The sequence below is a fragment of the Allobosea sp. NPDC003192 genome, from assembly GCF_050275675.1.
In the GTDB taxonomy this organism is placed as follows: domain Bacteria; phylum Pseudomonadota; class Alphaproteobacteria; order Rhizobiales; family Beijerinckiaceae; genus Allobosea.
Map to the genome: position 1 here is coordinate 170,806 of NZ_JBNNPK010000010.1, position 25,655 is coordinate 196,460.

23 protein-coding genes are annotated in these 25,655 nt (G+C 66.8%); 9 read left to right on the forward strand and 14 right to left on the reverse strand.

Features of this window, described 5'->3' with window-relative positions:
* Positions 1 to 61 precede the first annotated feature (61 nt).
* The 4 genes from ACQKLX_RS15765 to ACQKLX_RS15780 are packed head-to-tail and all read left to right on the forward strand — an operon-like array spanning position 62 to position 2,795.
* Positions 62 to 502: a DUF2948 family protein gene (locus tag ACQKLX_RS15765; RefSeq protein WP_427362507.1), complete on the forward strand. Its 441-nt coding sequence runs from the start codon at positions 62 to 64 to the stop codon at positions 500 to 502.
* A 25-nt stretch (positions 503 to 527) separates the two neighbouring features.
* Complete coding sequence (gene hisD, locus ACQKLX_RS15770; protein WP_427362508.1) at positions 528 to 1,820, forward strand: histidinol dehydrogenase; 1,293 nt, start codon at positions 528 to 530, stop codon at positions 1,818 to 1,820.
* A 47-nt stretch (positions 1,821 to 1,867) separates the two neighbouring features.
* Positions 1,868 to 2,341, forward strand: coding sequence for a UPF0262 family protein (locus tag ACQKLX_RS15775; RefSeq protein ID WP_427362509.1), 474 nt, complete (start codon positions 1,868 to 1,870; stop codon positions 2,339 to 2,341).
* Positions 2,342 to 2,387: 46 nt separating this feature from the next.
* Positions 2,388 to 2,795, forward strand: a complete 408-nt coding sequence (locus ACQKLX_RS15780) for an arsenate reductase/protein-tyrosine-phosphatase family protein (protein ID WP_427362556.1) — start codon at positions 2,388 to 2,390, stop codon at positions 2,793 to 2,795.
* 6 nt (positions 2,796 to 2,801) lie between these two features.
* On the opposite strand, the gene ACQKLX_RS15785 is transcribed toward ACQKLX_RS15780, so the two are convergent.
* Both ACQKLX_RS15785 and ACQKLX_RS15790 read right to left on the reverse strand, forming a co-directional pair.
* Complete coding sequence (locus ACQKLX_RS15785; RefSeq protein ID WP_427362510.1) at positions 2,802 to 4,481, reverse strand: pilus assembly protein TadG-related protein; 1,680 nt, start codon at positions 4,479 to 4,481, stop codon at positions 2,802 to 2,804.
* Between the two features lie 35 nt (positions 4,482 to 4,516).
* On the reverse strand, positions 4,517 to 4,975 hold the full coding sequence (locus ACQKLX_RS15790) for a TadE/TadG family type IV pilus assembly protein (protein WP_427362511.1): 459 nt from the start codon (positions 4,973 to 4,975) through the stop codon (positions 4,517 to 4,519).
* Between the two features lie 193 nt (positions 4,976 to 5,168).
* Here ACQKLX_RS15790 and ACQKLX_RS15795 point away from each other — a divergent pair, with 193 nt between their 5' ends.
* Complete coding sequence (locus ACQKLX_RS15795; protein WP_427362512.1) at positions 5,169 to 5,531, forward strand: hypothetical protein; 363 nt, start codon at positions 5,169 to 5,171, stop codon at positions 5,529 to 5,531.
* Positions 5,528 to 6,985, forward strand: coding sequence for a methyl-accepting chemotaxis protein (locus tag ACQKLX_RS15800; protein WP_427362513.1), 1,458 nt, complete (start codon positions 5,528 to 5,530; stop codon positions 6,983 to 6,985). The genes ACQKLX_RS15795 and ACQKLX_RS15800 overlap by 4 nt, the downstream gene beginning before the upstream one ends.
* A gap of 40 nt (positions 6,986 to 7,025) precedes the next feature.
* Here the strand turns inward: ACQKLX_RS15800 and ACQKLX_RS15805 are convergent, their stop codons facing one another.
* The 6 genes from ACQKLX_RS15805 to ACQKLX_RS15830 all read right to left on the reverse strand — a co-directional run bounded on the left by ACQKLX_RS15805 (position 7,026) and on the right by ACQKLX_RS15830 (position 14,727).
* Positions 7,026 to 8,243, reverse strand: a complete 1,218-nt coding sequence (locus tag ACQKLX_RS15805; RefSeq protein WP_427362514.1) for a phosphopentomutase — start codon at positions 8,241 to 8,243, stop codon at positions 7,026 to 7,028.
* Positions 8,243 to 9,871: an ABC transporter ATP-binding protein gene (locus tag ACQKLX_RS15810; protein ID WP_427362515.1), complete on the reverse strand. Its 1,629-nt coding sequence runs from the start codon at positions 9,869 to 9,871 to the stop codon at positions 8,243 to 8,245. The genes ACQKLX_RS15805 and ACQKLX_RS15810 overlap by 1 nt, the downstream gene beginning before the upstream one ends.
* Positions 9,868 to 11,049, reverse strand: coding sequence for an ABC transporter permease (locus tag ACQKLX_RS15815; RefSeq protein ID WP_427362516.1), 1,182 nt, complete (start codon positions 11,047 to 11,049; stop codon positions 9,868 to 9,870). The genes ACQKLX_RS15810 and ACQKLX_RS15815 overlap by 4 nt, the downstream gene beginning before the upstream one ends.
* Position 11,050: 1 nt before the next feature.
* Positions 11,051 to 12,142, reverse strand: coding sequence for a microcin C ABC transporter permease YejB (locus ACQKLX_RS15820; RefSeq protein ID WP_427362517.1), 1,092 nt, complete (start codon positions 12,140 to 12,142; stop codon positions 11,051 to 11,053).
* 6 nt (positions 12,143 to 12,148) lie between these two features.
* Positions 12,149 to 14,017, reverse strand: a complete 1,869-nt coding sequence (locus ACQKLX_RS15825) for an extracellular solute-binding protein (RefSeq protein WP_427362518.1) — start codon at positions 14,015 to 14,017, stop codon at positions 12,149 to 12,151.
* 164 nt (positions 14,018 to 14,181) lie between these two features.
* On the reverse strand, positions 14,182 to 14,727 hold the full coding sequence (locus ACQKLX_RS15830; RefSeq protein WP_427362519.1) for a c-type cytochrome: 546 nt from the start codon (positions 14,725 to 14,727) through the stop codon (positions 14,182 to 14,184).
* A gap of 173 nt (positions 14,728 to 14,900) precedes the next feature.
* Between ACQKLX_RS15830 and ACQKLX_RS15835 the strand changes: the two genes are divergently transcribed.
* Positions 14,901 to 15,638, forward strand: a complete 738-nt coding sequence (locus ACQKLX_RS15835) for a 3-deoxy-manno-octulosonate cytidylyltransferase (RefSeq protein WP_427362520.1) — start codon at positions 14,901 to 14,903, stop codon at positions 15,636 to 15,638.
* A gap of 16 nt (positions 15,639 to 15,654) precedes the next feature.
* Positions 15,655 to 16,509 (forward strand): prephenate dehydratase, encoded by an 855-nt coding sequence (locus ACQKLX_RS15840; RefSeq protein ID WP_427362521.1) that lies wholly within the window; start codon positions 15,655 to 15,657, stop codon positions 16,507 to 16,509.
* 122 nt (positions 16,510 to 16,631) lie between these two features.
* Here ACQKLX_RS15840 and nudC read toward each other — a convergent pair whose 3' ends face one another.
* The 4 genes from nudC to ACQKLX_RS15860 form a co-directional block, all read right to left on the reverse strand.
* On the reverse strand, positions 16,632 to 17,588 hold the full coding sequence (gene nudC, locus ACQKLX_RS15845; RefSeq protein ID WP_427362522.1) for an NAD(+) diphosphatase: 957 nt from the start codon (positions 17,586 to 17,588) through the stop codon (positions 16,632 to 16,634).
* Between the two features lie 93 nt (positions 17,589 to 17,681).
* Positions 17,682 to 18,668 carry a 3-hydroxyisobutyrate dehydrogenase gene (gene mmsB / locus ACQKLX_RS15850; protein WP_427362557.1) on the reverse strand — a complete coding sequence of 329 codons (987 nt, stop codon included), beginning with the start codon at positions 18,666 to 18,668 and terminating at the stop codon, positions 17,682 to 17,684.
* 12 nt (positions 18,669 to 18,680) lie between these two features.
* Positions 18,681 to 19,832 carry an isobutyryl-CoA dehydrogenase gene (locus ACQKLX_RS15855; RefSeq protein ID WP_427362558.1) on the reverse strand — a complete coding sequence of 384 codons (1,152 nt, stop codon included), beginning with the start codon at positions 19,830 to 19,832 and terminating at the stop codon, positions 18,681 to 18,683.
* A gap of 21 nt (positions 19,833 to 19,853) precedes the next feature.
* Entirely contained in the window at positions 19,854 to 21,350 is a 1,497-nt protein-coding gene (locus ACQKLX_RS15860; RefSeq protein WP_427362523.1) for a CoA-acylating methylmalonate-semialdehyde dehydrogenase, read from the reverse strand.
* A 121-nt stretch (positions 21,351 to 21,471) separates the two neighbouring features.
* Between ACQKLX_RS15860 and ACQKLX_RS15865 the strand changes: the two genes are divergently transcribed.
* Positions 21,472 to 22,407 carry a LysR family transcriptional regulator gene (locus ACQKLX_RS15865; protein WP_427362524.1) on the forward strand — a complete coding sequence of 312 codons (936 nt, stop codon included), beginning with the start codon at positions 21,472 to 21,474 and terminating at the stop codon, positions 22,405 to 22,407.
* Between the two features lie 12 nt (positions 22,408 to 22,419).
* Here the strand turns inward: ACQKLX_RS15865 and ACQKLX_RS15870 are convergent, their stop codons facing one another.
* Entirely contained in the window at positions 22,420 to 23,724 is a 1,305-nt protein-coding gene (locus tag ACQKLX_RS15870) for a diguanylate cyclase (RefSeq protein ID WP_427362525.1), read from the reverse strand.
* 182 nt (positions 23,725 to 23,906) lie between these two features.
* A complete protein-coding gene (locus tag ACQKLX_RS15875) occupies positions 23,907 to 25,652 on the reverse strand; it encodes an ABC transporter permease (RefSeq protein WP_427362526.1) in 1,746 nt (581 codons plus the stop codon).
* Positions 25,653 to 25,655: the final 3 nt, after the last annotated feature.

Consider the following 25,655-nt stretch of genomic DNA (forward strand, 5'->3'; position numbering starts at 1 on the left):
CATTTTCGAGCGAAGTGGGCACCGGTTCGCGTGAAGAAAATGCGATAAGACAAGAGTCTCCATGTCCGATCTCGCCGCCGAGCCGCTGAAGCTGATCGCCCTGGACACCGACGACTTGTCGGTGATCTCGGCGCATTTGCAGGATGCGGTGCTGAAGCGCGGCGACATCGCCTATCTTCCGGCCGAGAAGCGCTTCGCGCTGGCGCTGCGCCGCTTCGACTGGGAGGGCGCGGCACAAGGCCAGAAGCGCCGCCGGCTCTCCGCCCTGCATTTCGAACGCGTCACGGCGGCGCGCAGCACCAAGATCGCGGCGGGCGACGCCGTACTCAGCCTGCTCGCGGTCACCTTCACCGGCAGTGACGATCCGGCCGGGCAGGTGACCCTGCATTTCTCCGACGGCGCCGCCATCCGCCTCGATGTCGAGTGCATCGAAGCGCAGATGAAGGATCTCGGTCCGATCTGGGAAGCCGTCGCGACGCCTGCCCATCCGGACGCCGGCTGAACCTTTTCCGGTCAGGACATTTGCCATGCCGATCAGGCTTGACGCACGCGATGCCGGTTTCGAGCAGGAGTTCACCACCCTGCTCGCGATGAAGCGCGAGGTTTCCGAGGATGTCGACCAGGTCGCAGCAGCGATCATCGCCGACGTTCGGGCTCGCGGCGATGCCGCGCTGATCGACTACACCGAACGTTTCGACAAACTTCCTCTGACACCGCAGACACTGCGCGTCACGCAGAGCGAGATCGAAGCGGCGATCGCCGCCTGCACGCCCGAGCAGCTCGCTGCGCTCGAGACGGCCCGCTCCCGGATCGAGGCCTACCATCTGCGCCAGAAGCCCAACGATTCATGGTCGCGCGATGCGCTCGGCGTCGAGAGCGGCTGGCGTTGGAGCGCGGTCGAGGCAGTGGGACTGTACGTGCCGGGCGGCACGGCGAGCTATCCTTCTTCGGTGCTGATGAATGCCGTCCCGGCCAAGGTCGCCGGTGTCGAGCGCCTGGTCATGGTCGCCCCGACGCCGCGTGGCGAGGGCAATCCGCTCGTGCTCGCCGCGGCGAGGCTCGCCGGCATCGACGAGATCTACAGGATCGGCGGGGCGCAGGCCGTCGCCGCGCTCGCCCATGGCACGCAGACGATTCTCCCGGTCGCCAAGATCGTCGGTCCCGGCAACGCCTATGTCGCCGCCGCCAAGCGCCGCGTCTTCGGCACGGTCGGCATCGACATGATCGCCGGCCCCTCCGAGGTGCTGGTCCTGGCCGATACCGGCGCCAATGCCGACTGGATCGCCGCCGACCTGCTCGCCCAAGCCGAGCACGACACCGCCGCCCAGTCGATCCTGATCACCGACGACGCCGCGCTCGCCGACGCGGTCGAGCGCGCGGTCGAACGGCAGCTCAAGACTTTGCCGCGAGCCGAAATCGCGGGGGCGAGCTGGCGCGAGTTCGGTGCGATCATCCTGGTCGATACGCTCGCCAGTGCGATCCCGCTGGTCGACCGGCTGGCGCCGGAGCATCTTGAGATCATCGCCGACGATGCCGAGGGGCTGGCGATGCGCATCCGCAATGCCGGCGCGATCTTCCTGGGTGGGCATACGCCGGAGGCGATCGGCGATTATGTTGGCGGCTCGAACCATGTCCTGCCGACGGCACGCTCGGCCCGCTTCTCCTCCGGGCTCGGCGTGCTCGATTTCATGAAGCGTACCTCGCTGCTGAAATGCGATCCGGAGGCGTTGCGGGCGCTGGCGGGCGCCGCGACCGAGCTCGCGGAAGCCGAGGGCTTGCAGGCTCACGCACGTTCCGTGACGATCCGACTCAACGGCTGACGGCAGGTTGGCGATTCTGCGCCTGCACGGAGTTGGGCGGAGGGGACATGTCGGAACGCAACCATCTGGTCGCCGTCACGCTCGACGAGGCCTCGCTCGGGCGCGGCAGTGCCGACCAGGAGCATGAGCGCGCCGTCGCGATCTACGACCTGATCGAGCGCAACCACTTTGCCCTGCCGGATTTCGACGGCGGCCCCTACGCGGTCCATCTCGCTCTGATCGAACGGCGGCTCGCCTTCGAGGTGAAGAGTGCCGACGGCGCGCCGGTTGTCACGCATCATCTCTCGCTGACGCCGCTCAAGCGCATCATCAAGGACTACGAGCTGGTCTGCGACAGCTACTACGCTGCCATCCGCACCGCCACGCCTGCCCAGATCGAGGCGATCGACATGGGCCGCCGCGGCCTGCACGACGAGGCGGCGGTTCTCCTGGTCGAGCGGCTGTCGAACAAGGTCGAGATCGACAACGAGACCGCGCGCCGTCTCTTCACCCTGATCTACGCGCTGCACTGGAAGGGCTGAGCGCTTGGAGCCGCCCGTACCGCGCAAACTCCAGAGCGTGCTGTTCATGTGCGCCTACAACGCGGTACGCTCGCCCATGGCGGAGGCGCTGGCCAAGCACTTCTTCGGCAAGTCGATCTATGTCCAGTCCGCCGCCGGCAAGCGCAAGGGCGAGCTCGATCCCTTCGCGCTGTCGGTCCTCGACGAGATCGGCATCGACGCGCACAAGCACAAGCCGAAGACAGTCGAGGAGCTGGAGGAGTGGGAAGGCCTCAACTTCGACCTGATCGTCTCGCTCTCGCCCGAGGCGCACCACAAGGCGCTCGAGCTGACGCGCACGCTGGCTGCCGAGGTCGAATACTGGCCGACGCCGGACCCGACCATCATCCAGGGCTCGCGCGAGCAGGTGCTCGACGCCTATCGCGCCGTCCGCGATGGGCTGATGCAGCGGATCAAGACGCGGCTGCGCTCCTGAGGTGTGCTATTGAATCAGCACGGCGCCGCCGCAGCGCACGCCGCTGACCCAGCTGTCCGCCTGCCCCAGTCCGATCCCCAGCGTGTTGAGCAGGCTTGTCAGCACCTGGTCGAGCGGGGTGGCCGCGCCGGCGATGACGCCTGACACCGCGCCATCGAGGCCGGGTATCGGAAGTCCGAGCCCCAGCAGCTCGACACGCAGATCGAGATCGCCGACCAGCCTCGACAGAAGGCTCGCGACGAAGTTCTGGGTCGAGGTCGTCTTCTTGTCGGCTCGCTGGATCTCGGCATAGCTGAAGCTGACCGGCGTCTCGCCGGTGTTGCTGATCGTGACATGCGCCCGACCCGTCACCTTGGCGAGTCCGGCGAGGTTCAGCAGCGTCGCTGCGGGCGGATTTGGTCTCGCGCTGAAATTGCTGAATTCGGCATTGGAGACCTGGCCGATCCAGGCATCGGCCACCGCCGGTGTCACGCCGAGCGTCACCCGCGAGCTCGCGACGTCGCCGGCCCCGCAAGAGATCGAGGTCAGCCGGGCGGTTGCGGAGGCGAGCTCCAGATAGAGCGGCAGCTTGACCAAGGAGGCCTGGCCGCTGCCGACGAGGGTCAGCGTCAGCAGCAGGCGTGTCTGGGCGGTGTGGACGCTCGTGCCGGTGCGGTCGACGCGCACGAGGCTGGTGCCCACGGGGCGCTCGCCAATGCCGAGCTTGAGCGACACGGCAGCGAGCCCGGGCACGTTGACCGCGAGGCCGAGATCGAGCTGGCGCGAGCCGTTGGCGATCTGGGCCGCGGCCGAGACGAGGTCGAGCGCCGATAGCGATGCCTTGAGCGGCACCTCTTCGTTCAGTTGCCTGCTGCCATAGCTGCCGAACGAGACGAGGTTCTGCAGGTTGAGACGCTGGCTCGAGCCAGTCGCAGCAGCCGCAAGGCGTCCCAGCGCCGAGATCGCGTCGCTGCCTGCGCCCTGGTCTCGCGCCGCGTCCTGGGCGGCGAGGATGACGTCGCCGATGCGGACATTGGCGCGGACGACCTCGTCGAAGGTCAGGGCCGAGATCGAGGCACGCGTCGCCAGCCGGCGCGCAAAGCCGAACAGGTCGATTCGCGCCCGCGCCAGCCCCTCATAGTCCATCACCGACAGCGATATGCTCGTGCCGAGCAGGCCGCTGAGCAGGCCATTGAGAGCGCCGCCCTCGACGCGGGCCAGGCGCGAGCCGATGGCGAAGGCGGCTTGCGCCTCCTGTGCAGCGGTCGCGCGCGTCACGATGGCGACGTCGCCGCTCTCGCCGCCAAGACCGACGGCGAGGACACGGCCGAGAATCATCGGCGTGGTCGCGCGCATCTCGATCCGGGCCGCATTGGCCGCGGGCCCTGAACCCGGCCGGAAGCGCGCATCGGGCGTCAGCTGCGCATCGGGCGTGTAGGTGCCGGTCTGCACGATCTCAACGGTTCCGGCCGCAAAGCCGTTGCGGCTCGCGCTCGCCCTGGCTGCATTCGTTGCGCGCTCCAGATCGGCCGCAGCGGCGAGGGCGGCGAGGTCGGTCGCGGTCTGCTGCCGGCGCTTCTGATAGAAGAAGCTGCTTGCATCGACCGCCATTGCGCCGAAGCCGAAGAGGACGAGGGAGGAGCCGGCGAAAACGATCGAAGAGACGCCGCGGCGATCGGCGAGGAGTTTCCGGAACGCACGGATCATGATGGCCTCCTTGTCCGCTCGATACGGGGATGGCGTCAGTAACCGCCGCGCTGGACGACGGCGCGGCGTTCGACCACGGGCATTGGCAGCGCGACGATTGAACCGAGGCGATTGAAAATAGTGTCCGAGTAATCGTAGGCGACCGTGACCTCGAAGCTCGGGGCTGGCGCCCCCAGAGCGACCGTCCGCACGGTTAGCTTGCTCGGATCGAGAAAAGCGTAGGACCCGACGCTACGGGCGACGAAAGCGCGTGCCAGCCGCTCGCGCTCGGCATCGTCCAGGCCGGCGACAGAGGCGCGAGCCGCTTCCGCGGCAAGCTGTTGAACACCGTTATACACGCTGAACGTGTATCCATAGCCTATGATACCAAACAGGAGAAGCAGCAGGATCGGCGCAATTAAGGCAAATTCTACGGCGATGGCGCCGAGAAGGTTAGAACGAAAGCGCTGCATGAACCTGCGCATGGTATGTAGTATATAGCTGAGCGAGCGCATGGCATATCCGCTCCCCTCGATACAACAACTATAAAGTGTATAGCTGGCATGTTTACGAAACGTTAATGCCGCGGCTGGGCGCGGCAGTAGCAATAGGCACGAGACGGGCTGATTAATCGAAATTTAAGCGATACCGCTCAGGAGCTTTCTGAAGGGCGACGTTGCGTTAGCCAAGTCGAGAGCCGAGCTGAGGATGACACCCGTCGCGATATCGACAGCTTCCCGCTCTCGGCGACTTCGGCAGTGGCGCGATATCGGCTTGATTGCGGGCTTGGCGCTCTGCTCCGGCCTACTGACACTCGCGAGCTTGCCCGGCCCGGCCGCGGGAGCATCGCCTCCGCTGGCGGCGATCTTCCCGCCTTGGGTCTCCGGCGAGGAGGCCGTGGCGCGCAGCCTGGCGACCAGTGCCAGAATCCTGCGGCAAGGTACGGTGCCGTTCGTCGTCATACTCGCCCCGGAAACCACAGCAAGGCCCTCCGGCGCCCTGCTGATGCTGCGCCTCGACGGCCTTGCCGGATGCATCATTTCTCCCGAGGTCGAAACGAGCCGCCTATGACGTTGACTCTGTCTGGCCTACGGGATCTGGTCGCGCGCTGCCTCATCGGCCTTACCTTCATTCATGTTCCGCTGCTCGCGCTGGCGTCGCTGGCCCAGTCCGGCGACGGGCTGATCCCGGCAATCAGCGCACTGATGCTCGCGCTCGCAGCACTGATCGCCTATCGCAGTGCCGGTGCGACGCTGTTGGCGCAATGCGCGATCGCGGTCGCCTTGATCGGCCAGGTCTCCATTCTGGTCGCTGTTTTCTCCGGGCATCCCTGGCAGCCCGACATGCACATGTACTACTTCGCCGTGCTGGCGCTGCTCGCCGGCTTCTGCGACTGGCGGCCGATCATCCTGGGCGCAGCGCTCACGGCGATGCACCATCTGGTGCTGCAGTTCATCCTGCCCGCCGCCGTCTTCTACCAGGGCGGCAACCTGCTCCGGGTTCTGCTGCATGCCGTCATCGTGGTGGTCGAGACCGCTTTCCTCGCGGTGATCGCAGTGATGACGGCGCGCATCTTCGCGCAGACCGAGGCCAATCTGCGCCGCGCAGAGGAGGTCGCCGAGCGTGAGCGGCTGGCGGGTGAGCGCGAGCGGGCGCTCGCCGACGATGCCGAAGCCCGCGCCGGGCGCCTGCGCGCCATGGTCGAGCACTTCCGCGACGAGATGGACGGCGCCATGGCCGTGCTCGACAAGGCCTCCGAGGCGATGCAGGTCGACGCCCGCGGCCTGACCGGCGCGTCCGACCGCGCGCGCCAGCAGATAGCGCTCGTCTCGCGCAGCTCGACCGAAGTGACGACCAGCATCGAGCAGACTGCGGCAGCCAGCCAGGAGCTCGCTTCCTCGATCGCCGAGATCGGCCGCAACGTCACGCAGACCGCCGACAGCTCGCAATCTGCCGCGAAGCTGGCGCGGGCCGCCAGCACCGAGATCGAGGCATTGGCCCGCACCGGTGAAAGCGTCGGCGCCGTGGTCGAGATCATCCGCGGCATCGCGGCGCAGACCAGCATGCTGGCGCTGAACGCGACGATCGAGGCGGCACGCGCCGGCGCCATGGGCAAGGGCTTTGCCGTCGTCGCCAGCGAGGTGAAGACGCTCTCGGCACAGACTGCGAGCGCGACCGCCGAGGTGGCGCGCTCGATCGAGGCGATCCAGACCGCCTCGCAGCGTTCGCTCAAGTCGATCCGTGAGATCGTCGAGGCGATCGGCGAGGTCGAGACCGTCTCGGTCGCGATCGCCTATGCGGTCGGCGAGCAGGATCGCGCCACTGCCGAGATTGCCAAGGAGGTCCAGGTGTCCTCCGACGGCGCCAGCCGCAGTGCCCAGACCCTGCAGAGCTTCGAGGCGGTGACCGAGCGCACTTACGCCGCGGCGGGCAGCCTGCAGAGTTCGTCCAGCGACCTGGCGACGCAGGCCCAGCGCATCCGCCGCGAGGTTGCCGAGTTCTGCGAGCGTGTCGCTGCCGCTTAGGCCACCGCTGCTGTGTTCGGCGGGAGGCGCGGGGACGAGGCTACCAGGCGCGGCCGGGGCCGATCGTGCCGACCTTCAGCCAGTTGCCGAGGGTCGCTGCCATATCGGCAAAGCTCCCGCGGCGGCCGATCGGCCCGGCCGGCACATCCGGCCCAAAGGCCAGGATCGGCACATGCTCGCGCGTATGATCTGAGCCCGGCCAGCTCGGATCATTGCCGTGGTCTGCAGTGATGACGGCGAGGTCGCCGGGCTTCAGCAGCGCTTCCAGCTTCGGCAGCTCGCGATCGAAGGCTTCGAGCGCCGCCGCATAGCCGGGAATGTCGCGGCGGTGGCCGTATTCGGTGTCGAAGTCGACGAGGTTGACGAAGCAGAAGCCTCCATCCGGCAACTGCTCGAACGCTTCCAGTGCGGCCGCGAACATGGCGGCGTTGCCGAAAGGCTTGATCTCCTCGCCGGTGTTCCGATGGGCGAAGATGTCGCCGATCTTGCCGACGGTGACGACGGGCCGGCCCTTGGCCACGAGCCGGTCGAGAATGGTCTCGTCCGGTGGCGGAATCGCGAAGTCCTTGCGATTGCCGGTGCGGGTGAAGCCGGTCTCGGTCGTGCCGACAAAGGGGCGGGCGATGACGCGCCCGATCCTCAACGGATCGACCAGGACACGGACTCGTCTGCAGAGCGCATAAAGCCGCTCCAGGCCGAAATGCTCCTCATGCGCCGCGATCTGCAGCACCGAGTCGACCGAGGTGTAGCAGATCGGCTTGCCGGTCATGATGTGCTCCTCGGCGAGCTCGTCGATGACCGCCGTGCCGGAGGCGTGCTTGTTGCCGAGGATGCCGGGCAGGGCGCCCTCGCGGATGATCGCCTCGATCAGATCGGCCGGGAACGTGTTCTCCAGCGCGGTGAAATAGCCCCATTTGAACGGGACGGGGCAGCCAGCGATCTCCCAATGGCCTGACGGGGTGTCCTTGCCCTGGCTGATCTCGACGCCGTAGCCATACCGCCCCTGCGGAGCATCCGGCCGCGCCACGCCGGCCAGCGGCTTGCCGGTCGAAGCCTCGCAGACATGGCTGAGGCCGAGCCGGGCGAGATTAGGGATATGGAGCGGCCCGCTGCGCAAACCCTCGCTGTCGCCGCGTCCTTCAGCGCAGGCCTGCGCGATATGGCCGAGCGTGTCGGCGCCCTCGTCGCCATAGGCAGCCGCATCCTCGGCGCCGCCGCAGCCGACGGAATCGAGCACGATCAGGATGGCGCGCGCCATCAGTCGCGCACCGCGGGGCTGTTGGCCGGCTCGATGTTGAGGGCGGCAGCGAGCAGCGCCTGCGTATAGGCCTCGCGCGGGCGCTGGAAGATCTCCTCCGCCGGCCCTTCCTCGACCACCTTGCCGTTCTGCATCACCACCACCCGGTGCGACAACGCCCTGACCACCTTGAGGTCATGGCTGATGAAGAGATAGCCGAGCTTGCGTCTGGACTGCAGCCCGCGCAGCAATTCGACGATTTGCGCCTGGACCGACATGTCGAGCGCCGAGGTCGGCTCGTCCAGCACGACGAATTTCGGATCGAGCGCCATGGCGCGGGCGATGGCGATGCGCTGGCGCTGGCCGCCGGAGAATTCGTGCGGATAGCGGTCCATGGTCGCCGGATCCAAGCCCACATCGGCGAGCGCCTGGGCGACGATCTCGCGCTGGCGCTGATAGCTCAGCCCCTTCTGCTGGACGGTGAGCCCCTCCGCGACGATGTCGGCGACCGACATGCGCGGCGAGAGAGAGCCATAGGGATCCTGGAAGACGACCTGCAGATCCTTGCGCTTCGGCCGGACCGCCTTGCTCTTCAGCCCGTCGATGCGGTCGCCGAGGAAGACGATCGGCCCTTCCGAGGCGATAAGCCTTAGGATGGCGAGGCCGAGCGTCGTCTTGCCGGAGCCGGACTCGCCGACGATGCCGAGGGTCTCGCCTTCGCGGACCTTGACCGAGATGCCATCCACCGCCTTCACATGGCTGGTCGTGCGACGCAGCAGCCCCGTCTTGATCGGGAACCAGACCTTGACCGGGCCGGCCTCCAGCAGGATCGGCGCGCCGTCCGGCACCGCCTCCGGCCGGCCCTTCGGCTCGGCGGCGAGCAGGCGCTGCGTATAGGCATGCTGCGGCCTGCCGAAGATCTCGGCGACGGGGCCTTGCTCGACAATCTTGCCCTTCAGCATGACGCAGACACGGTCGGCGATGCGCCGGACGATGCCGAGGTCGTGCGTGATGAAGAGGATGGCCATGCCGAGGCGGGCCTGCAGCTCCTTGAGCAGCGTCAGGATCTGCGCCTGCACGGTGACGTCGAGCGCGGTGGTCGGCTCGTCGGCGATCAGGAGGTCGGGTTCGTTGGCGAGCGCCATCGCGATCATCACGCGCTGGCGCTGACCGCCGGAGAGCTGGTGCGGATAGGCGTCGAGCCGGCTCGCCGCGTCGCGGATACCGACCAAAGTGAGCAGCTCGAGCGTGCGGGCACGCGCCTTCTCGCCGCGCAGGCCCTTGTGCAGCTCGAGGATCTCGCCGATCTGCCGCGCAATGGTGTGCAGCGGGTTGAGCGAGGTCATCGGCTCCTGGAACACCATGGTGATGTCGTTGCCGCGGACCTTGCGCATCGCGTCCTCGTTGGCGCCGATCAGGTCCTGGCCATTGAACAGCACCTTGCCCGACGGGTGATGTGCCGCCGGGTAGTTCAGCAGCTTCAGGATCGACAGCGCCGAGACCGACTTGCCCGAACCGGATTCACCGACCAGCGCCAGCGTCTCGCCTTTGGCGATCTCGAACGAGATCTTGTCGACCGCGAGCGTCTCCTGCCCGCCCTGGCGGAAGGCGACGGAGAGGTCCTGGACGGAGAGGAGGGGAGCGCTCACGCGAAGGTCTTCCTCGGGTCGAAGGCATCCCGCACCGCCTCGCCTATGAAGATTAGCAGCGACAGCATCAGCGCGATCACGACGAAACCGGAGAGGCCGAGCCAGGGCGCCTGCAGGTTCGCCTTGCCCTGCGCCAACAGTTCCCCGAGCGAGGGCGAGCCGGGCGGCAGGCCGAAGCCGAGGAAGTCGAGCGAGGTCAGCGTGGTGATCGAGCCATTGAGGATGAAAGGCAGGAAGGTCAGCGTCGCCACCATGGCGTTGGGGAGCAGGTGCTTGACCATGATCGCCCGGTTGGAGAGGCCGAGTGCTCGCGCCGCCCGGACATATTCGAAATTGCGCGCCCGCAGAAATTCGGCACGGACGACGCCGACCAGCGCGACCCAGGAAAACAGCAGGAGGATGCCGAGCAGCACAAAGAAGCCCGGCGTGATGATCGCAGCGACGATGATCAGCAGATAGAGCGCGGGAATCGAGGTCCAGATTTCGATGACGCGCTGGAAGATCAGGTCGGTCCAGCCGCCGAAATAGCCCTGGATCGCGCCGGCGGCGATGCCGATCACTGAAGAGATCGAGGCCAGGATCAGCCCGAACAGCACGGAGATGCGGAAGCCGTAGATCAGCCGCGCGACGACGTCGCGGCCCTGATCGTCGGTGCCGAGCCAGTTCCATTCGAGCTCGCGGCAGGTCATGCCGCCGGTCCGCTCGGCGATCGGCCGGCATTGCTCGTCCTTGAGCATCCAGGTCGGCGGGGCAGGGGCCGGTACCGGCAGGTCGAGATTATGCGTGCGGTAGGAATAGCGGATCGGCGGCCAGATTGCCCAGCCATTGCTGGCGATCTCCCTGGCGATGGTCGGATCGCGATAGTCGGTGGTGGCGAGGAAGCCGCCGAACTTCTCCTCGGGATAGTTGACTGCGACCGGGAACAGCGTCTCGCCCTTGTAGCGGACGATCAGCGGCCGGTCATTGGCGATGAACTCGGCGAAGAGCGAGAGCACGAACAGGGTCAGGAAGATCCAGAACGACCACCAGCCGCGCTTGTTGGCCTTGAAGCTGTCGAGCCGGCGCCGGTTGATCGGCGAGAGCTTGAGCCAGCCCTGCTTCATCTGCGGGGGAGCCGCAGCTGCGGGCGCAGTCGAACGCAGAACCGGCGGCGGGGCGTCGAGGAGGGTGTCGCTCATCTCAGGCTTCCCGCGATTCGAAGTCGATGCGCGGGTCGACCCAGGCATAGGTCAGGTCGGTGATCAGGTGCACGAGGAGGCCGATCAGCGAGAAGATGTAGAGATTGGCGAAGACGACGGGATAGTCGCGGTTGACGATCGCCTCGAAGGAGAGGAGCCCGAGCCCGTCGAGCGAGAAGATCGTCTCGATCAGCAGCGATCCCGCGAAGAGCGCATGCACGAAGGCGCCGGGGAAGCCGGCGATGACGATCAGCATGGCGTTGCGGAAGACATGGCCGTAGAGCACGCCGCGCTCCGACAGCCCCTTCATCCGCGCCGTCAGGACGTATTGCTTCCGGATCTCGTCGAGGAAGGAGTTCTTGGTCAGGAGCGTCGAGGTCGCGAAGGCGCCGAGCGCCATCGCCAGCACCGGCAGGGCGATGTGCCAGAGATAGTCGCCGATCTTGCCCATCAGGCTGAGCTGAGCCCAGTTCTCCGAGGTCAGGCCGCGCAAGGGGAAGATCTGCCAGAACGAGCCGCCGGCGAAGAGCACGATCAGCAGGATCGCGAACAGGAAGCTCGGAATGGCGTAGCCGATGATCACGACCGCGCTGGTCCAGGTGTCGAAGCGCGAGCCGTCCTTGACCGCCTTGCGGATGCCGAGCGGGATCGAGATCGCATAGGAGAGCAGGGTCATCCACAGCCCGAGCGTGATCGAGACCGGCAGCTTCTCCTTGATCAGCTGCAGCACCGGCGCGTCGCGAAAATAGCTGCGACCGAAATCGAAGGTCGCATAGTCCTTCAGCATCTTGAGGAAGCGCTCATGCGCCGGCTTGTCGAAGCCGAACTGCTTCTCCAGCTCCTTGATGAAGGCTGGATCGAGCCCCTGCGCGCCGCGATAGGCCGAGCCTGAATCCAGCGCTTGCGCGCCGGCATCACCGCCCGAGCCACCGCCGACGCGCTCGGCCGCGCCGCTATTGGGATTATTGAGCTGTGAGATGATCCGCTCGACCGGCCCGCCCGGCGCGAACTGCACGATGACGAAGGAGATCAGCAGGATGCCGAACAGAGTCGGCACCATCAACGCCAGACGTCGGGCGATGTAATTCAGCATTCCCGCTTATGCCTTCCCGATCCGCTTGGCCTTTTCCGGATCGTACCACCAGGTGCCCGGAGCGCCGGAGCTGAATTTCGGCTTGGTCTGCGGGCGCTCATACATGTCCCAATAGGCCAGCCACTCGCTGGCGTTCCACCACATCGGGATCCAGTAGCGCCCGGCCCGCAATAGCCGGTCGAGGCATTTTGCGGCGACGACGACCTCGGCATAGCTGTCGGCCTGGCCGATCTTGTCGATCATCGCGTCGATCGCCGGGCTGGCGATGCCACCGACATTGCGCGAGCCGCGTGTCCTGGCCGCTTCCGAGCCGTAGACGACGCGCATCGTGTCGCTCGGGATGGCGCTGCCGCTCATTGCTCGGCTGATCATGTCGAAGTCGAACTCGTCGAGCCGGCGCTGGTATTGCGCGCCGTCGACGATGCGTGAGGTCGCGTTGATACCGAGCCGCTTCAGATTGGCCTGGAAAGGCTGGGTGTGCGGCTGCAGGGACGGAGTCGAGTCGAGGAACTCGATCTCGAAGGGCTGACCGTTTGGCAGCTTCAGCACATTGCCGTCGCGCTTGCAGCCGGCAGCGCGCAGCATCTCGTCGGCCCGGCGCAGCAGGGCGCGATCGCTGCCAGAGCCGTCCGAGACCGGCGGCAGGAAGGGCTCGCCGAAGACTTCCTCCGGCACCTTGCCACGGAACGGCTCCAGCAGCGCCAGCTCCTCCGGCGAGGGCTTGCCGACGGCCTTCGAATCCGAGTTCTCGAAATAGGAAGTCGCCCGCGAGAAGGACGAGAACATGATGTTCTTGTTGGTCCACTCGAAGTCGAAGGCGAGGCCGAGCGCCTCGCGGATGCGCGGATCGGCGAACTTCTCGCGGCGCAGATTGTAGATCCAGCCCTGCGAGCCGATCGGCTCGGTCTTCGGCAGGGCCTCCTTCTTGACCTTGCCTTCATGGATGGCGGGGAAGTCGTAGCCGGTCGCCCAGATGCGCGAGGTGAACTCCTCCTGGAAGGTGATCACGCCGCTCTTGAAGGCCTCGAACGCCACTTGCCGGTCGCGGAAATACTCCCAGCGCACGCGGTCGAAATTGTTCTGGCCGACATTCACCGGCAGATCCTTGGCCCAGTACTCAGGAACCCGGTCGAACTCGATGAAGCGGCCCTGCTCGAACTTGCCGACCTTGTAGGCGCCCGAGCCAAGCGGCGGCTCCAATGTCGAGGCCTCGAAATTGCGGGTCGACCAGAATGTCTCGGAAAAGACCGGCAGGCCGGCGACGACGAGGTGCAGGTCGCGGCTGCGCTTGGGCGTGAGCTTGACCACGATGAGGTCGTCGCTCTCGGCGATCGCCGATTCCATCTCGGCAAGGATCAGCCGATAAGTCGGGTGGCCCTTGCTCTTGAGCAGGTTGAACGAGAAGGCGGCATCACGCGCGGTGACGCGCGAGCCGTCATGGAACTTCGCTTCCGGCCGCATGCGGAAGCGATAGGTCAGCTTGTCCGTGGATACCACGACGCTCTTCGCCAGCAGGCCGTAGAGCGAGCCGGGCTCGTCGCCGGAGCCGGCCATCAGGCTGTCGAAGCACGCATCCATGCCGGCGGCGCCATCGCCCTGCAGCACATAGGTGTTGAGCGTGTTGAAGGTGTCGAAGCTCTGGTTGCCGCCGGCGCGCTTGATCTGGATGGTGATCGAGCCGCCTTTCGGCGCTTTCGGGTTCACATAGGCGAAATGCGGGAAATCCGGCGGCAGCGCCAGCTCGCCGAAGGTCGAGAGGCCATGGACCTCGTTCTCCTGCGCGAGCGCCGTCGTGAGCGAGCCCGGCAGTGCGGCCGCGCCTGCGAGCGCGCCACCAGCTTCGAGCAGCCTGCGGCGGGTGATCCGGATCGCCATGCGATACCCCTTGCGATTCGTCGTCCGATTATGTCGTTGCGTTCAGCTAAAGCCAGCGCAACCGGCATTCGCCGCGATGGTGGCGGCAATTGCATGGCGCAAACAAGCAAAAGCCGGGCGCTTGGCCCGGCTCATGGATCACGTTGCTGCGAAAGCGCTGCCGCTCAGGGCTTCGGCAGGGGCTTGGGCGCGTCGGCCAGCGTGTTCAGATAGGCGACGACGTCAGCGCGGGCCTCGGGCCTGCTGATGCCAGCGAAGGCCATGATGGTGCCGGGGACGTAGGCCTTCGGGTTCTTCAGGAAGTGGTCGAGAGCGTCGGCATCCCAGCTCTTGTCGTTGCGGCCCTTCATCGCGGCCGAATAGCCGAAGCCGGCGACCGAGCCTTCGGGGCGGCCATAGACGTCATAGAGATGCGGGCCGACCTTGTTGGCGCCGCCCTTCTCGAAGGTGTGGCAGGCCTTGCAGGCTGCGACGGCCTTCTCGCCCTTGGCCGGGTCGGCCTTGGCGAGGCGCACCGCGATCGGCTCCTCGGCCGCCGCAGCGGCCGCGCCGCCACCGCCAGCTGCTGCCGGCTCGAGGCTCGGCAGGTCGAAGCCCGGCACGGCCGGCTTCTTCGGGGCGAAGACGATGCCGGCGCCCATGTTCAGGGCCATCACGACGAGCAGGGTCGAGAGGCCCGCGCCAGCGATCTTGTTCAGTTCGATATTCATCGTCTCTCACAACCCCTAGCCCGCCCGTCGGCGAGGCAAGACAGCGCTGCGGCCGGACCCTTGCGGGAGCCGGCACGCCTGCGCTGCTTAACCGCTTTGCGCGCTGCATTGCAACTCGTATAAGCACGCACCGCTTTGAGACCTTTTGCCGCCCCGCGAGCTTTCCCCAGCCAATGCCCAATCCGTTGATCCTGATCCCGGCCCGCATGCAGGCGACACGCCTGCCGGGCAAGCCGCTGGCCGACATCCTGGGCGAGCCGATGATCGTTCGCGTCTGGCGCCGCGCCATCGAAGCGCGTGTCGGCGATGTCGTGGTCGCGACCGATGACGAGCGCATCCTCGCCGCGATCGAGCAGGCCGGCGGGCGCGCGGTGATGACCAGCCCGGCGCATCAGACCGGCTCCGACCGGATCAAGGAAGCCGCGGATATCATCGACCCGAAGGGCGAGCACGACATCATCGTCAACGTCCAGGGCGACTTCCCCACGCTGGCGCCGACCGCGATCGCGGCAGCGGTCGAGCCGCTCGCCGATCCGGCCGTCGATATCGCGACGCTTGCCGGCGAGATCACCGAGGAAGAGGAAAAGACCGCGCCGAGCGTAGTCAAGCTGATCGGCAGCGAGATTTCGCCCGGCCGGATGCGGGCGCTCTACTTCACCCGCGCGACCGCGCCTTATGGCGACGGCCCGCTCTATCACCATGTCGGCCTCTACGCCTATCGCCGCCGCGCGCTCGACCGCTTCGTCTCGCTGCCGCAGTCGCCGCTCGAACTGCGTGAGAAGCTCGAGCAGCTGCGGGCGATCGAGGACGGCATGCGCATCGACGCGATGATCATCGATCACGTCCCGCGCGGCGTCGACACGCCCCCCGATCTGGACCGCGCCCGCGCGTTCCTGACATCCAGAGCCTGAGCCTGAAAGACTTAAAATGTCAGTCGTCGTTTCCTATCAGGGTGAGCCCGGAGCCTTCTCCTCGCAGGCCGCCCTCCAGGTCTTTCCGGATTGCGAGCTCTTGCCCTGCCGCACCTTCGAGGACGCGCTCGCCGCAGTCTCCGACGGCGCTGCCCGCTACGGCATGATCCCGATCGACAATTCGATCGCCGGCCGTGTCGCCGACATCCATCACCTGCTGCCGCGCTCCGGCCTGCACATCATCGGCGAACACTTCCTGCCGATCCGCTTCCATCTGATGGCGGTCGAGGGCGCGACGCTGGCGACGCTGAAGACGGTGCAGAGCCACATCCATGCGCTCGGCCAGTGCCGCAAGATCATCCGCAAGCTCGGCCTCAAGGCCGAGGTCGCGGCCGACACCGCCGGTTCGGCCCGGCAGGTGGCTGAGGCTGGCGATCCGACGCGGGCCGCGATCGCACCGCACATCGCCGCCGAGGTCTACGGTCTCAACATCCTGATGGAGGACATCGAGGACGAGAAGCACAACACCACGCGCTTCGTCGTGCTCTCGAAATATCCGGAGTTCGCCCGTCAGGGCTCGGGCAAGACGGTGACGACGCTGATCTTCCAGGTCCGCAACCTGCCGGCGGCGCTCTACAAGGCGCTCGGCGGCTTCGCCACCAATGGCATCAACATGACCAAGCTCGAGAGCTACATGGTCGACGGCCATTTCTCGGCGACGATGTTCTACAGCGATGTCGAGGGCCATCCCGACGATCCGGCGCTGAAGCGCGCCCTCGACGAACTCGCCTTCTTCTCCAAGGAGCTGAAGATTTTGGGCGTCTACCCCGCCCACGCATTCCGCGACAGCTTCCCCGAGCCGGGGGAGTGACATCCGTCGTGCTCGGGCTTGACCCGAGCATCTCAGGCCGGAGGAGGTTCCGATAGCGCCTTCTCGTCAGGAGATTCTCGGGTCAGCGCTACGCTTCGCCCGAGAATGACGCGTCCGGACGATCACGGTTCCTCGCCGTCCACCGCCCACGCCTTCAGGATCGTGTTGGCGATCGCCATGTGCGGCGGGCAGAACAGGTTGTCGGGGTGCTTGCCCTCCAGCATCTGCAGCGCCTCGGTGCGGCTGAACCAGCGGCCGGCTTCCAGCTCGGTGCCATCGAGGACGATGTCGTCGTTCAGCGCCTCGGCGATGCAGCCGATCATCAGCGAGCCCGGGAAGGGCCAGGGCTGCGAGGCGATGTAGCGCACCGTGCCGGTACGCAGGCCCGCTTCCTCCCAGGTCTCGCGGCGCACCGCATCCTCGAAGGTTTCGCCCGGCTCGACGAACCCTGCGATGCAGGAATACATGCCAGGCGCGAAGCGGGCCTGGCGCGCCAGCAGGCAGTTGTCGCCGCGCACCGCCAGCATGATCACGACCGGGTCGGTACGCGGGAAATGCTGCGCGCCGCAGGATTCGCATTGCCGCTTCCAGCCGGCCGAGCTGAGCTTGGTCGGTGCGCCGCATTGGGCGCAGCAGCGATGGCGGGCATGCCAGTCGAGCAGGGCCTTGGCCTCGCCGAGCGGGCCGAGTTCGTCCTTCGGCACCAGTCGCTTCAGCGCGACGCTGCGCAGGTCGGTGACGACAAGCACGGCCTGCTCGCGCAGGCCGTCCAGCAGCTCGCGATCGATCAATCGGCCAAAGCGCGGGGCGCCATCCGGATCGAGTCCGAGGAAGACTTCTTCCTGCCCTTCGCCGAGGCCGTCGGCGCCGCGCTCGTCGAACCAGACGGTTTGCGTCTCGGCGCCTGTCCGCAGCAGGATCGGCGTCTCGCCGGCGACGACGGTGAAACGCGCATCGCTGCGGGCGCGCAGCGTGGCGACCTCGTCCGGCCGGTCGCGCAGATCGGCGCGTCGGTCGAGCGAGCTGGTGGCGAAGCCGGTCTGGGCTGAGCGTTCGGTGCGGCGGGAGGCGTCGTTCATGCCTCCCGTCCTACTCCCCTTTCGGTCCGACCGGAACGGGGCGAACGCAGAATTATACGTATGCGAACAGTCGCCGACAGAGGGGCCGCCTGCTCACTCCTTCCCGCGCCCGCGCAGCAGGTGGATGATGCCGGAGAAATCGGTGCCGCCTTCGCCCCAGGCGTTGTGCATGCCGTAGACCTGCGCGGCCGCAGCGCCGAGCGGGGTCGAGGCGCCGGCGGCCTGCGCTGCTTCCTGGGCGAGCTTCAGGTCCTTCAGCATCAGCGCCGAGGCGAAGCCCGGCTTGTAGTCGTTGTTGGCCGGCGAGGTCGGCACCGGGCCTGGCACCGGGCAGTAGGTCGTCAGCGACCAGCACTGGCCCGAGGAGGTCGATGCGACATCGAACAGCGCCTGATGCGACAGGCCGAGCTTCTCGGCCAGCACGAAGGCCTCGGAGACGCCGATCATCGAGATGCCCAAGATCATGTTGTTGCAGATCTTGGCTGCCTGACCGTTGCCTGCGTCGCCGCAATGCACGACCTTCTTGCCCATGGCCGAGAGGACCGGCTCGCCGCGCTTGAAGGCGTCTGTACTGCCGCCGACCATGAAGGTCAGGGTCGCACCCTGGGCGCCACCGACACCGCCGGAGACCGGCGCGTCGAGGGAGAGGCAGCCGCGCTCGGCGGCGAGCGCATGCGCCTTGCGGGCGCTTTCGACGTCGATGGTCGAGGAATCGATCAGGAGCGTCCCAGGCTTCACGGCGGGGAGGATGTCGGCCCAGACCCCCAGCACATGCTTGCCGGCCGGCAGCATGGTGACGACGATCTCGGCCTCGGCGACCGCTTCCTTCGCCGAGCCGGCGATGCCGACGCCGAGCGCGGCGGCGGCATCCTTGGAGGCTTGCGACAGGTCGAAGGCCGAGACCTTGTGCCCGGCCTTGACCAGGTTGCCGGCCATCGGCCCGCCCATATTGCCGAGCCCGATGAAGGCGATGGTGCTCATGGTCGTGTCCTTCCCGCTGTCATTGGCGTCATGCTCGGGCCTGACCCGAGCATCTCTTTCAGGAGATTCTCGGGTCTGCGCTTCGCTTCGCCCGAGAATGACGGTGCGTCTTCAATTCCCCTTCGCCCGCCCGACCAGCGAGCGCGCCACGATCATCCGCATCACCTCGTTGGTCCCTTCCAGGATCTGGTGGACCCTGAGATCGCGGACGATCTTCTCGATGCCGTAATCGGCGAGATAGCCATAGCCGCCATGGATCTGCAGCGCCTGGTTGGCTACCTCGAAGCCAGTATCCGTCGCGACGCGCTTGGCCATGGCGCAGAGCTTGCTGGCATCCGGCGTCTTGGCGTCGAGCGCCGCCGCGGCGCGCCAGAGGAAGGTGCGGGCAGCCTCGAGCTCGATCGCCATGTCGGCGAGCTTGAACTGCAGCGCCTGGAAATCGGCGATGCGGGAGCCGAAGGCCTTGCGCTCCTGCGCATAGCTGAGGGCCTTGTCGAGCGCGCCCTGCGCCCCGCCGATCGAGCAGGCGCCGATATTGAGCCGGCCGCCGTCGAGCCCGGCCATGGCGATCTTGAAGCCGATGCCTTCCGGGCCGATCCGGTTTGCGACGGGCACGCGGCAATTCTCGAAGACCACTGCCCGCGTCGGCTGGGCGTTCCAGCCCATCTTCTTCTCGTTGGCGCCGAAGGAGAGGCCGGGCGTGCCCTTCTCGACGACGATGGTCGAGATGCCGGATGGACCGGCCTCGCCGGTGCGGACCATCACGACATAGATGTCGGAGACGCCGGCGCCGGAGATGAACTGCTTCTGGCCGTCGAGCACGTAATGGTCGCCGTCGAGCACGGCTTTGGTCTTCAGCGCCGCGGCGTCCGAGCCGGCGCCCGGCTCGGTCAGGCAATAGCTCGCCAGATGCTCCATGCTGCAGAGCTTCGGCAGGAACTTATGGCGCTGCTCGTCCGACCCGTAGCGGTCGATCATCCAGGCGCACATGTTGTGGATCGAGATATAGGCGGCGACCGTCGGGCAGCCCGTCGAGAGCGCCTCGAAGATTACCGCTGCGTCGAGACGTGACAGGCCGGAACCGCCGACATCGTCGCGGATGTAGATGCCGCCCATGCCGAGCGCCGCCGCCTGGCGCATTTCCTCGACCGGGAAATGCTTCTCCTCGTCCCAGCGCACGGCATGCGGCGCCAGGGTTTCGGCAGCGAAACCCTGGGCCATGTCGCGGATCGCAATCTGGTCTTCGGTTAGGGAGAACACGATCCGATCTCCTTCGCCGCCGGCTCAGTTCATCGTCGGGATGACGAAGCTGGCGCCGTCCTTGATGCCCGAGGGCCAGCGCGCCGTCACCGTCTTGGTCTTGGTGTAGAAGCGGATCGAATCCGGGCCGTGTTGGTTGAGATCGCCGAAGGACGAGCGCTTCCAGCCGCCGAAGGTGTAGTAGGCCAGCGGAACCGGGATCGGCACGTTGATGCCGACCATGCCGACCTGGACCTTCGAGGCGAAGTCGCGGGCGGCGTCACCGTCGCGGGTGTAGATCGCGGTGCCGTTGCCGTATTCATGGTCGTTGGTGAGCTTCAGCGCCTCGTCATAGCTCTCGGTGCGCAGCACGGAGAGGACGGGGCCGAAGATCTCCTCCTTGTAGATGCGCATGTCCTTGGTGACGTTGTCGAACAGGCAGCCGCCGACATAGAAGCCGTTCTCGTAGCCCTGCATCTTGAAGTCGCGGCCGTCGACGACGAGCTTGGCGCCCTCGCCGATGCCGATGTCGACATAGGACTTGATCTTCTCCATCGCCGCCTTGGTGACGACCGGGCCGTAATCGGCCGAGATGTCGGTCGAGGGGCCGATCTTGAGGCTTTCGACGCGGGGGATGAGACGCTTGACCAACTCCTCGGCGGTGGCCTTGCCGACCGGGACCGCGACCGAGATCGCCATGCAGCGCTCGCCGGCCGAGCCGTAGCCGGCGCCGATCAGCGCGTCGACCGCCTGGTCCATGTCGGCGTCGGGCATGATGATCATGTGGTTCTTGGCGCCGCCGAAGCACTGCACGCGCTTACCGTTGGCGCAGCCGCGGGCGTAGATGTACTCGGCGATCGGGGTCGAGCCGACGAAGCCGACGGCCTTGATGTCGTGGTCGTCGAGGATGGCGTCGACCGCCTCCTTGTCGCCGTTGACGACGTTGAGGATGCCGGGAGGTCCGCCCGCTTCGACGAAGAGCTCTGCCAGGCGCATCGGCACGCCGGGGTCGCGCTCGGACGGCTTCAGGATGAAGGCATTGCCGCAGGCGATGGCGGGGCCGAGCTTCCAGAGCGGGATCATGGCCGGGAAGTTGAACGGGGTGATGCCGGCGACGACGCCGAGCGGCTGGCGCAGCGAGTAGATGTCGATGCCGGGGCCGGCGCCGTCGGTGAACTCGCCCTTCATCAGATTGGGCACGCCGAGCGAGAACTCGACGACCTCGACGCCGCGCTGGATGTCGCCCTTGGCGTCGGGAATGGTCTTGCCGTGCTCGCGGGCGAGCAGCTCGGCGAGCTCGTCATTGTTCTGCGCGATCAGGTCGAGGAACTTCATCAGCACGCGGGCCCGGCGCTGCGGATTGACCGCCGCCCATTTCGGCTGGGCTTCGGCGGCGTTCTCGACCGCGGCGCGCATCTCGGCGGCGGAAGCGAGCGCAACCTTGCCGATCACCGAGCCGTCCATCGGCTGGTAGACGTCGGCCGTGCGGCCCGAGGTGCCGGCGACGTGCTTGCCGCCGATGAAGTGACCGATCTGACGCATGGCATCCTCCCCTAAAGTCGTGTGCTGCTGATTGGCGCTACCCCTATCATTATCGTTTGCGCACGACTATAGGCGGATATCGACCAGCGTCGTGCGAAAACACAGATATGGGAGAAGCGCCATGGAACGGTTCGACTGGGACGACCTGCGCTTTTTTCTCGCCGTGGCCCGCTCGGGCCGGCTGACTGCGGCGGCGCGCCGCCTCGGCGCCGACCATGCCACCGTTTCACGCCGCATCACCTCGCTGGAGGAATCGCTCAAGGCCAAATTGTTCGAGCGTCGCCCGCAGGGCTATGCGCTGACCGGTCATGGCGAGCAGTTGCTGGCCAAGGCCGAGAGCATGGAGACCGAGGCGCTGGCGATCCAGAGCGAGATCGGCGGGGCCGACATGGCGCTCTCCGGCACGGTCCGGATCGGCGCACCTGATGGCTTCGGCTCGACCTTCCTGGCGTCCCGTTTCGCTGCGCTCACCAAGGCCTATCCCGGGTTGGAACTGCAGCTCATCGCCATGCCGCGCCTGCTCTCGCTGTCGAAGCGCGAGGCCGATGTCGCGATCACGCTCGCCCCGCCCAAGGAGGGCAAGGTCGTCGCGCGCAAGCTTTGCGACTATCGGCTCGGGCTCTACGCCTCGCAGGACTATCTCGACACCATGCCGCCGATCACAGCGGCCGAGGATCTCTTCGGCCATCGCGTCGTCGGCTATATCGACGACCTGATCTTCACGCCCGAACTCGACTATCTCGACGAGGTCGCCAAGGGCCTGCGTGCCCACATCCAGAGTTCTAGCGTTCTGGCGCAGATGAACGCGGTCGCCGCAGGCGCCGGCATCGGGGTCATCCACCATTTCATGGCGGTCGACGAGCCGCGGCTCGTGCCGGTGCTGCCGGAGAGCGTCTCGATCACGCGCTCCTTCTGGCTGCTCGTCCACGCCGATCTCAAGGATGTGGCGCGGGTGCGGGCGGTCGTCGACTTCATCGTGCGCGAGTCGAAGGCCAACCGCGCCCTGCTGATGGGTGAGCTGGCTGCTGGCGGCGCTCGTCTCGCCGCGGCGGGCTAAACCTGTGCGTGGTTACTCCGCGAGGCGCACGCGATTGCGTCCCTCGCGTTTGGCCACGTAGAGCGCGCGGTCGGCGGCGATCAGGTGCTGGTCGAACCTGCTTGCTGCATCGATCTCCGCGACGCCGATCGAGACCGTCAGCGTGACCTGCTGGTCGTCGACCAGCAGCGTTTCGTGCGAGATGTCGAGCCGGATGTGATCGCTGATGCGCATCGCCGCCTTGGCGTCGAGGCCCGGGAACAGGATGGCGAACTCTTCGCCGCCGATGCGGGCGAGCAGGTGGCCGCTGCCTTCGATCGACTGGGCGAGGCATCGCGCCACGCTGGCGAGCGCCTGGTCGCCGAAATCATGACCATGGCTGTCGTTCAGCTGCTTGAAGTCATCGATGTCGAGGATGGCGACGGCACTCTTTCGCTTCTTCGCCTGTGCGTCCTCGATCAGCCTGCCGGCATTCGCGAAGAAGTGGCGCCGGTTGAACAGCCCGGTCAAGGCATCGCGCGAGGCCAGGCTGTGGAGCTGCACGAGCTGCTCAAGCGTCTCGACATTGCTGGCGATCCGGCATTGCAGCTCTTCCGGAATGAACGGCATCGAGATGAAGTCGTTCGCGCCCGCCTTGAGAAAGCCGACCGAAACCATGCGGTCGCTCGACGAGGAGACGCCGATCACGCGCAGCCGATCGGATGCGAACTGCCGGCGGATGCGGCGCGTCAGCTCGTAGCCGTCGAGGTCAGGCATATAGTAGTCGCTCACCACAAGCCGGATGTCGGGATCGTTCTGAAGCAGCGACAGCGCCTGGTCGCCGGAGCTTGCCTCGATCACCTGGTACTGCTGCACCTTCAACATATGGGCGAGCAGCTTGCGGGTCGCAGAGACGTCGTCGACGACCAGGATGCGGGTCTGCCGGTTGGCGAGCGCGCGTCTGGCGGTGGCGACCACGGTCTCCAGCGTGAAGGCGCTGTCCTTGGGGACATAGTCGATGACATCGCGCTCCATGATCCGGTTGCGCGTGTCGAGATCGTAGCTCGCGGTGTGGACGATAGTGGGAATGCCGCGCTGCACCGTGAAGTCGATGGCCTCGCCATGCGGCGCGTCGGGCAGGTTCAGGTCGACCACGGCCATGGTATAGGCGGCGCGGTTCTCGGTGACGACCTCGTGCAGCTCGTTGAGCGACTGGCAGACGACGATGGGCAGGCGCAGCTCGGCTTCCAGGCGGCGCGACAGCGCCAGCGCATAGGTCCGTGAATCCTCGACGAGGAGGACCTTGAGCTGATCGTCGATGGGCTCGCTCTGGCGGCGTCCGTTTGCGCGATAGGCCATTGAACTCACAAGTCCCTGATCGGCGCCGGCGAGGTATGCGGCGGGTTGCAAGCTCTGCTTCGCGGCGGAAGGGCGAACTCCATGCGGCAGACCATCCTGCCGTAACGTTAAATTGGGCTTAACTATGTCGGTCTGGATCGCCCTGATAAGGCGCTCTTATCAGGGCGGCAGGACGCTGCCGCTCAGATCCGCCAGGGCAGGATGTTCGCCGGCAGCTTGCGGCCGAGCGCGTCGAGCCCGAGCATCACGGCAAGGATCACCGCGCAGGCGCTGATCGCCACCGCGGCAGCTTCCCCGGCGAGCCCGGCTTCCTTCAGGCTGAACAGCACGACCCCGAGCGTCTCGGTGCCGGACGACCAGAGCAGTGCCGAGACGGTGAGTTCGTTGAAGGCGACGAGGAAGACCATCAGCCCGCTGACGGCCGCCGCCGGCGCCAGGATCGGGGCGACGATGAAACGCAGCATCTGCCAGAGGCCGGCGCCGTCGAGCCTGGCGGCTTCCTCGTGGTGCGCCTCGATCTGGGCCATAGCCGCGACCGGGGCCTTCAGCGCCAGCGGCAGGAAGCGGGCCATATAGGCGAAGAGGATGATGAAGGGCGTGGCGTAGATGCTGACGCCGATCAGCGGCAGCGGCTTCAGGAACATCAGGATGCAGGCGATGGCGAGCACGACGCCGGGCAGCGCGTAGGGCAGTTCGATCACCACGTCGACGACGCGCCTGAGCTTGCCCATGCGCCGCTCCAGCCCGTAGGCGAAGGCGATCGAGAGGAAAGCCAGCAGTACGGCGGCGGTACCGGCGAACAGGAAGGAATTGCGGAAGGCGCGCACCGTCACGTCCTGGCGCAGCAGCACCTCGGCGAACTTGTCGAAGGTGAGATTCTGCCAGGTGAGGACAACCCCGAGCGCCGGCGTCAGCGCCTCGCCGATCAGCGCCAGCAGCGGCAGGCCGAGCTTGAGCGCGATCAGCAGCCAGAGGCCGGCAGCGACGAAGGGGCGCGCGGTGCCGAGCTGCCAGAACGGCTGCAGGGGCCGCTCGATCTCGACCTTGCCGCCGCCGCGGCGCGTCGCGATCAGGCTGGCGACGATGCCGCAGCCGGCGACGAGCGCGACCAGCAGCGAGAGCGCTGCGGCATCCGGCAGCCCGGCCGGGCCGAAGCTCGACAGCCGGCGATAGATCAGCGTCGGCAAGGTCAGGTAGTTCACCGGCAGGCCAAGCAGGGCCGGGATGCCGAAATTGCCGATGCCGGCGACGAAGGCGAGCAGCGCCGCGGCGATGATCTGCGGCCGCAGCACCGGCAGCAGGATGCGCCCGACGATGGTGGCGGGCGCCGCGCCTTCCATCTGCGCGGCCTCGACCAATGCATGCGGCACGCTGCGCAAACCTGTCCAGAGCGTGATCGCGACCAGCGGGGCATGGTGCAGTGCCATCACCAGGATGATGCCGCCGCGCCCGAGCAGGGGATTGGGGGTGCCGGGCTCGGGAGCGAGCCCGAGCATGCCGAGCAGAGCCGAGCTCGGCGCGAACAGGCTGAGGAAGGCGAGCGCCGCCACCTGCGGCGCGATCATCATCGAGAACACCAGCGCGAAGGCAAGCGGCCGCTTGCCACGCACGTCGGTGACGGCGAGCAGGATCGCCGTCGTGCCGCCGATCAGCAACGCGCCGAGCGCCGAAAGGCCGGCCGTCTCGAAGGTGTGCAGGGTCGCGTTGACCGCGGCGCGGCTGGTGATCTCGGCCAGCGCCGCCTCGGGTGCGAATTGCCAACCCGGAGCGAAGGCCGCAATCAGCAGCCGCAGGAAGGGCAGGGCGCCGAACAGCGTTGCGCACAGCAGCAGCAGCACCGGCAAGCCGAGGCCGGCCGGCAGCGCGAGGCCGGGAAAGGCCGGGCGGATACCGGCCTGCCGGAGCTCTGCGGGTGCTGCGAGCGTCATCGT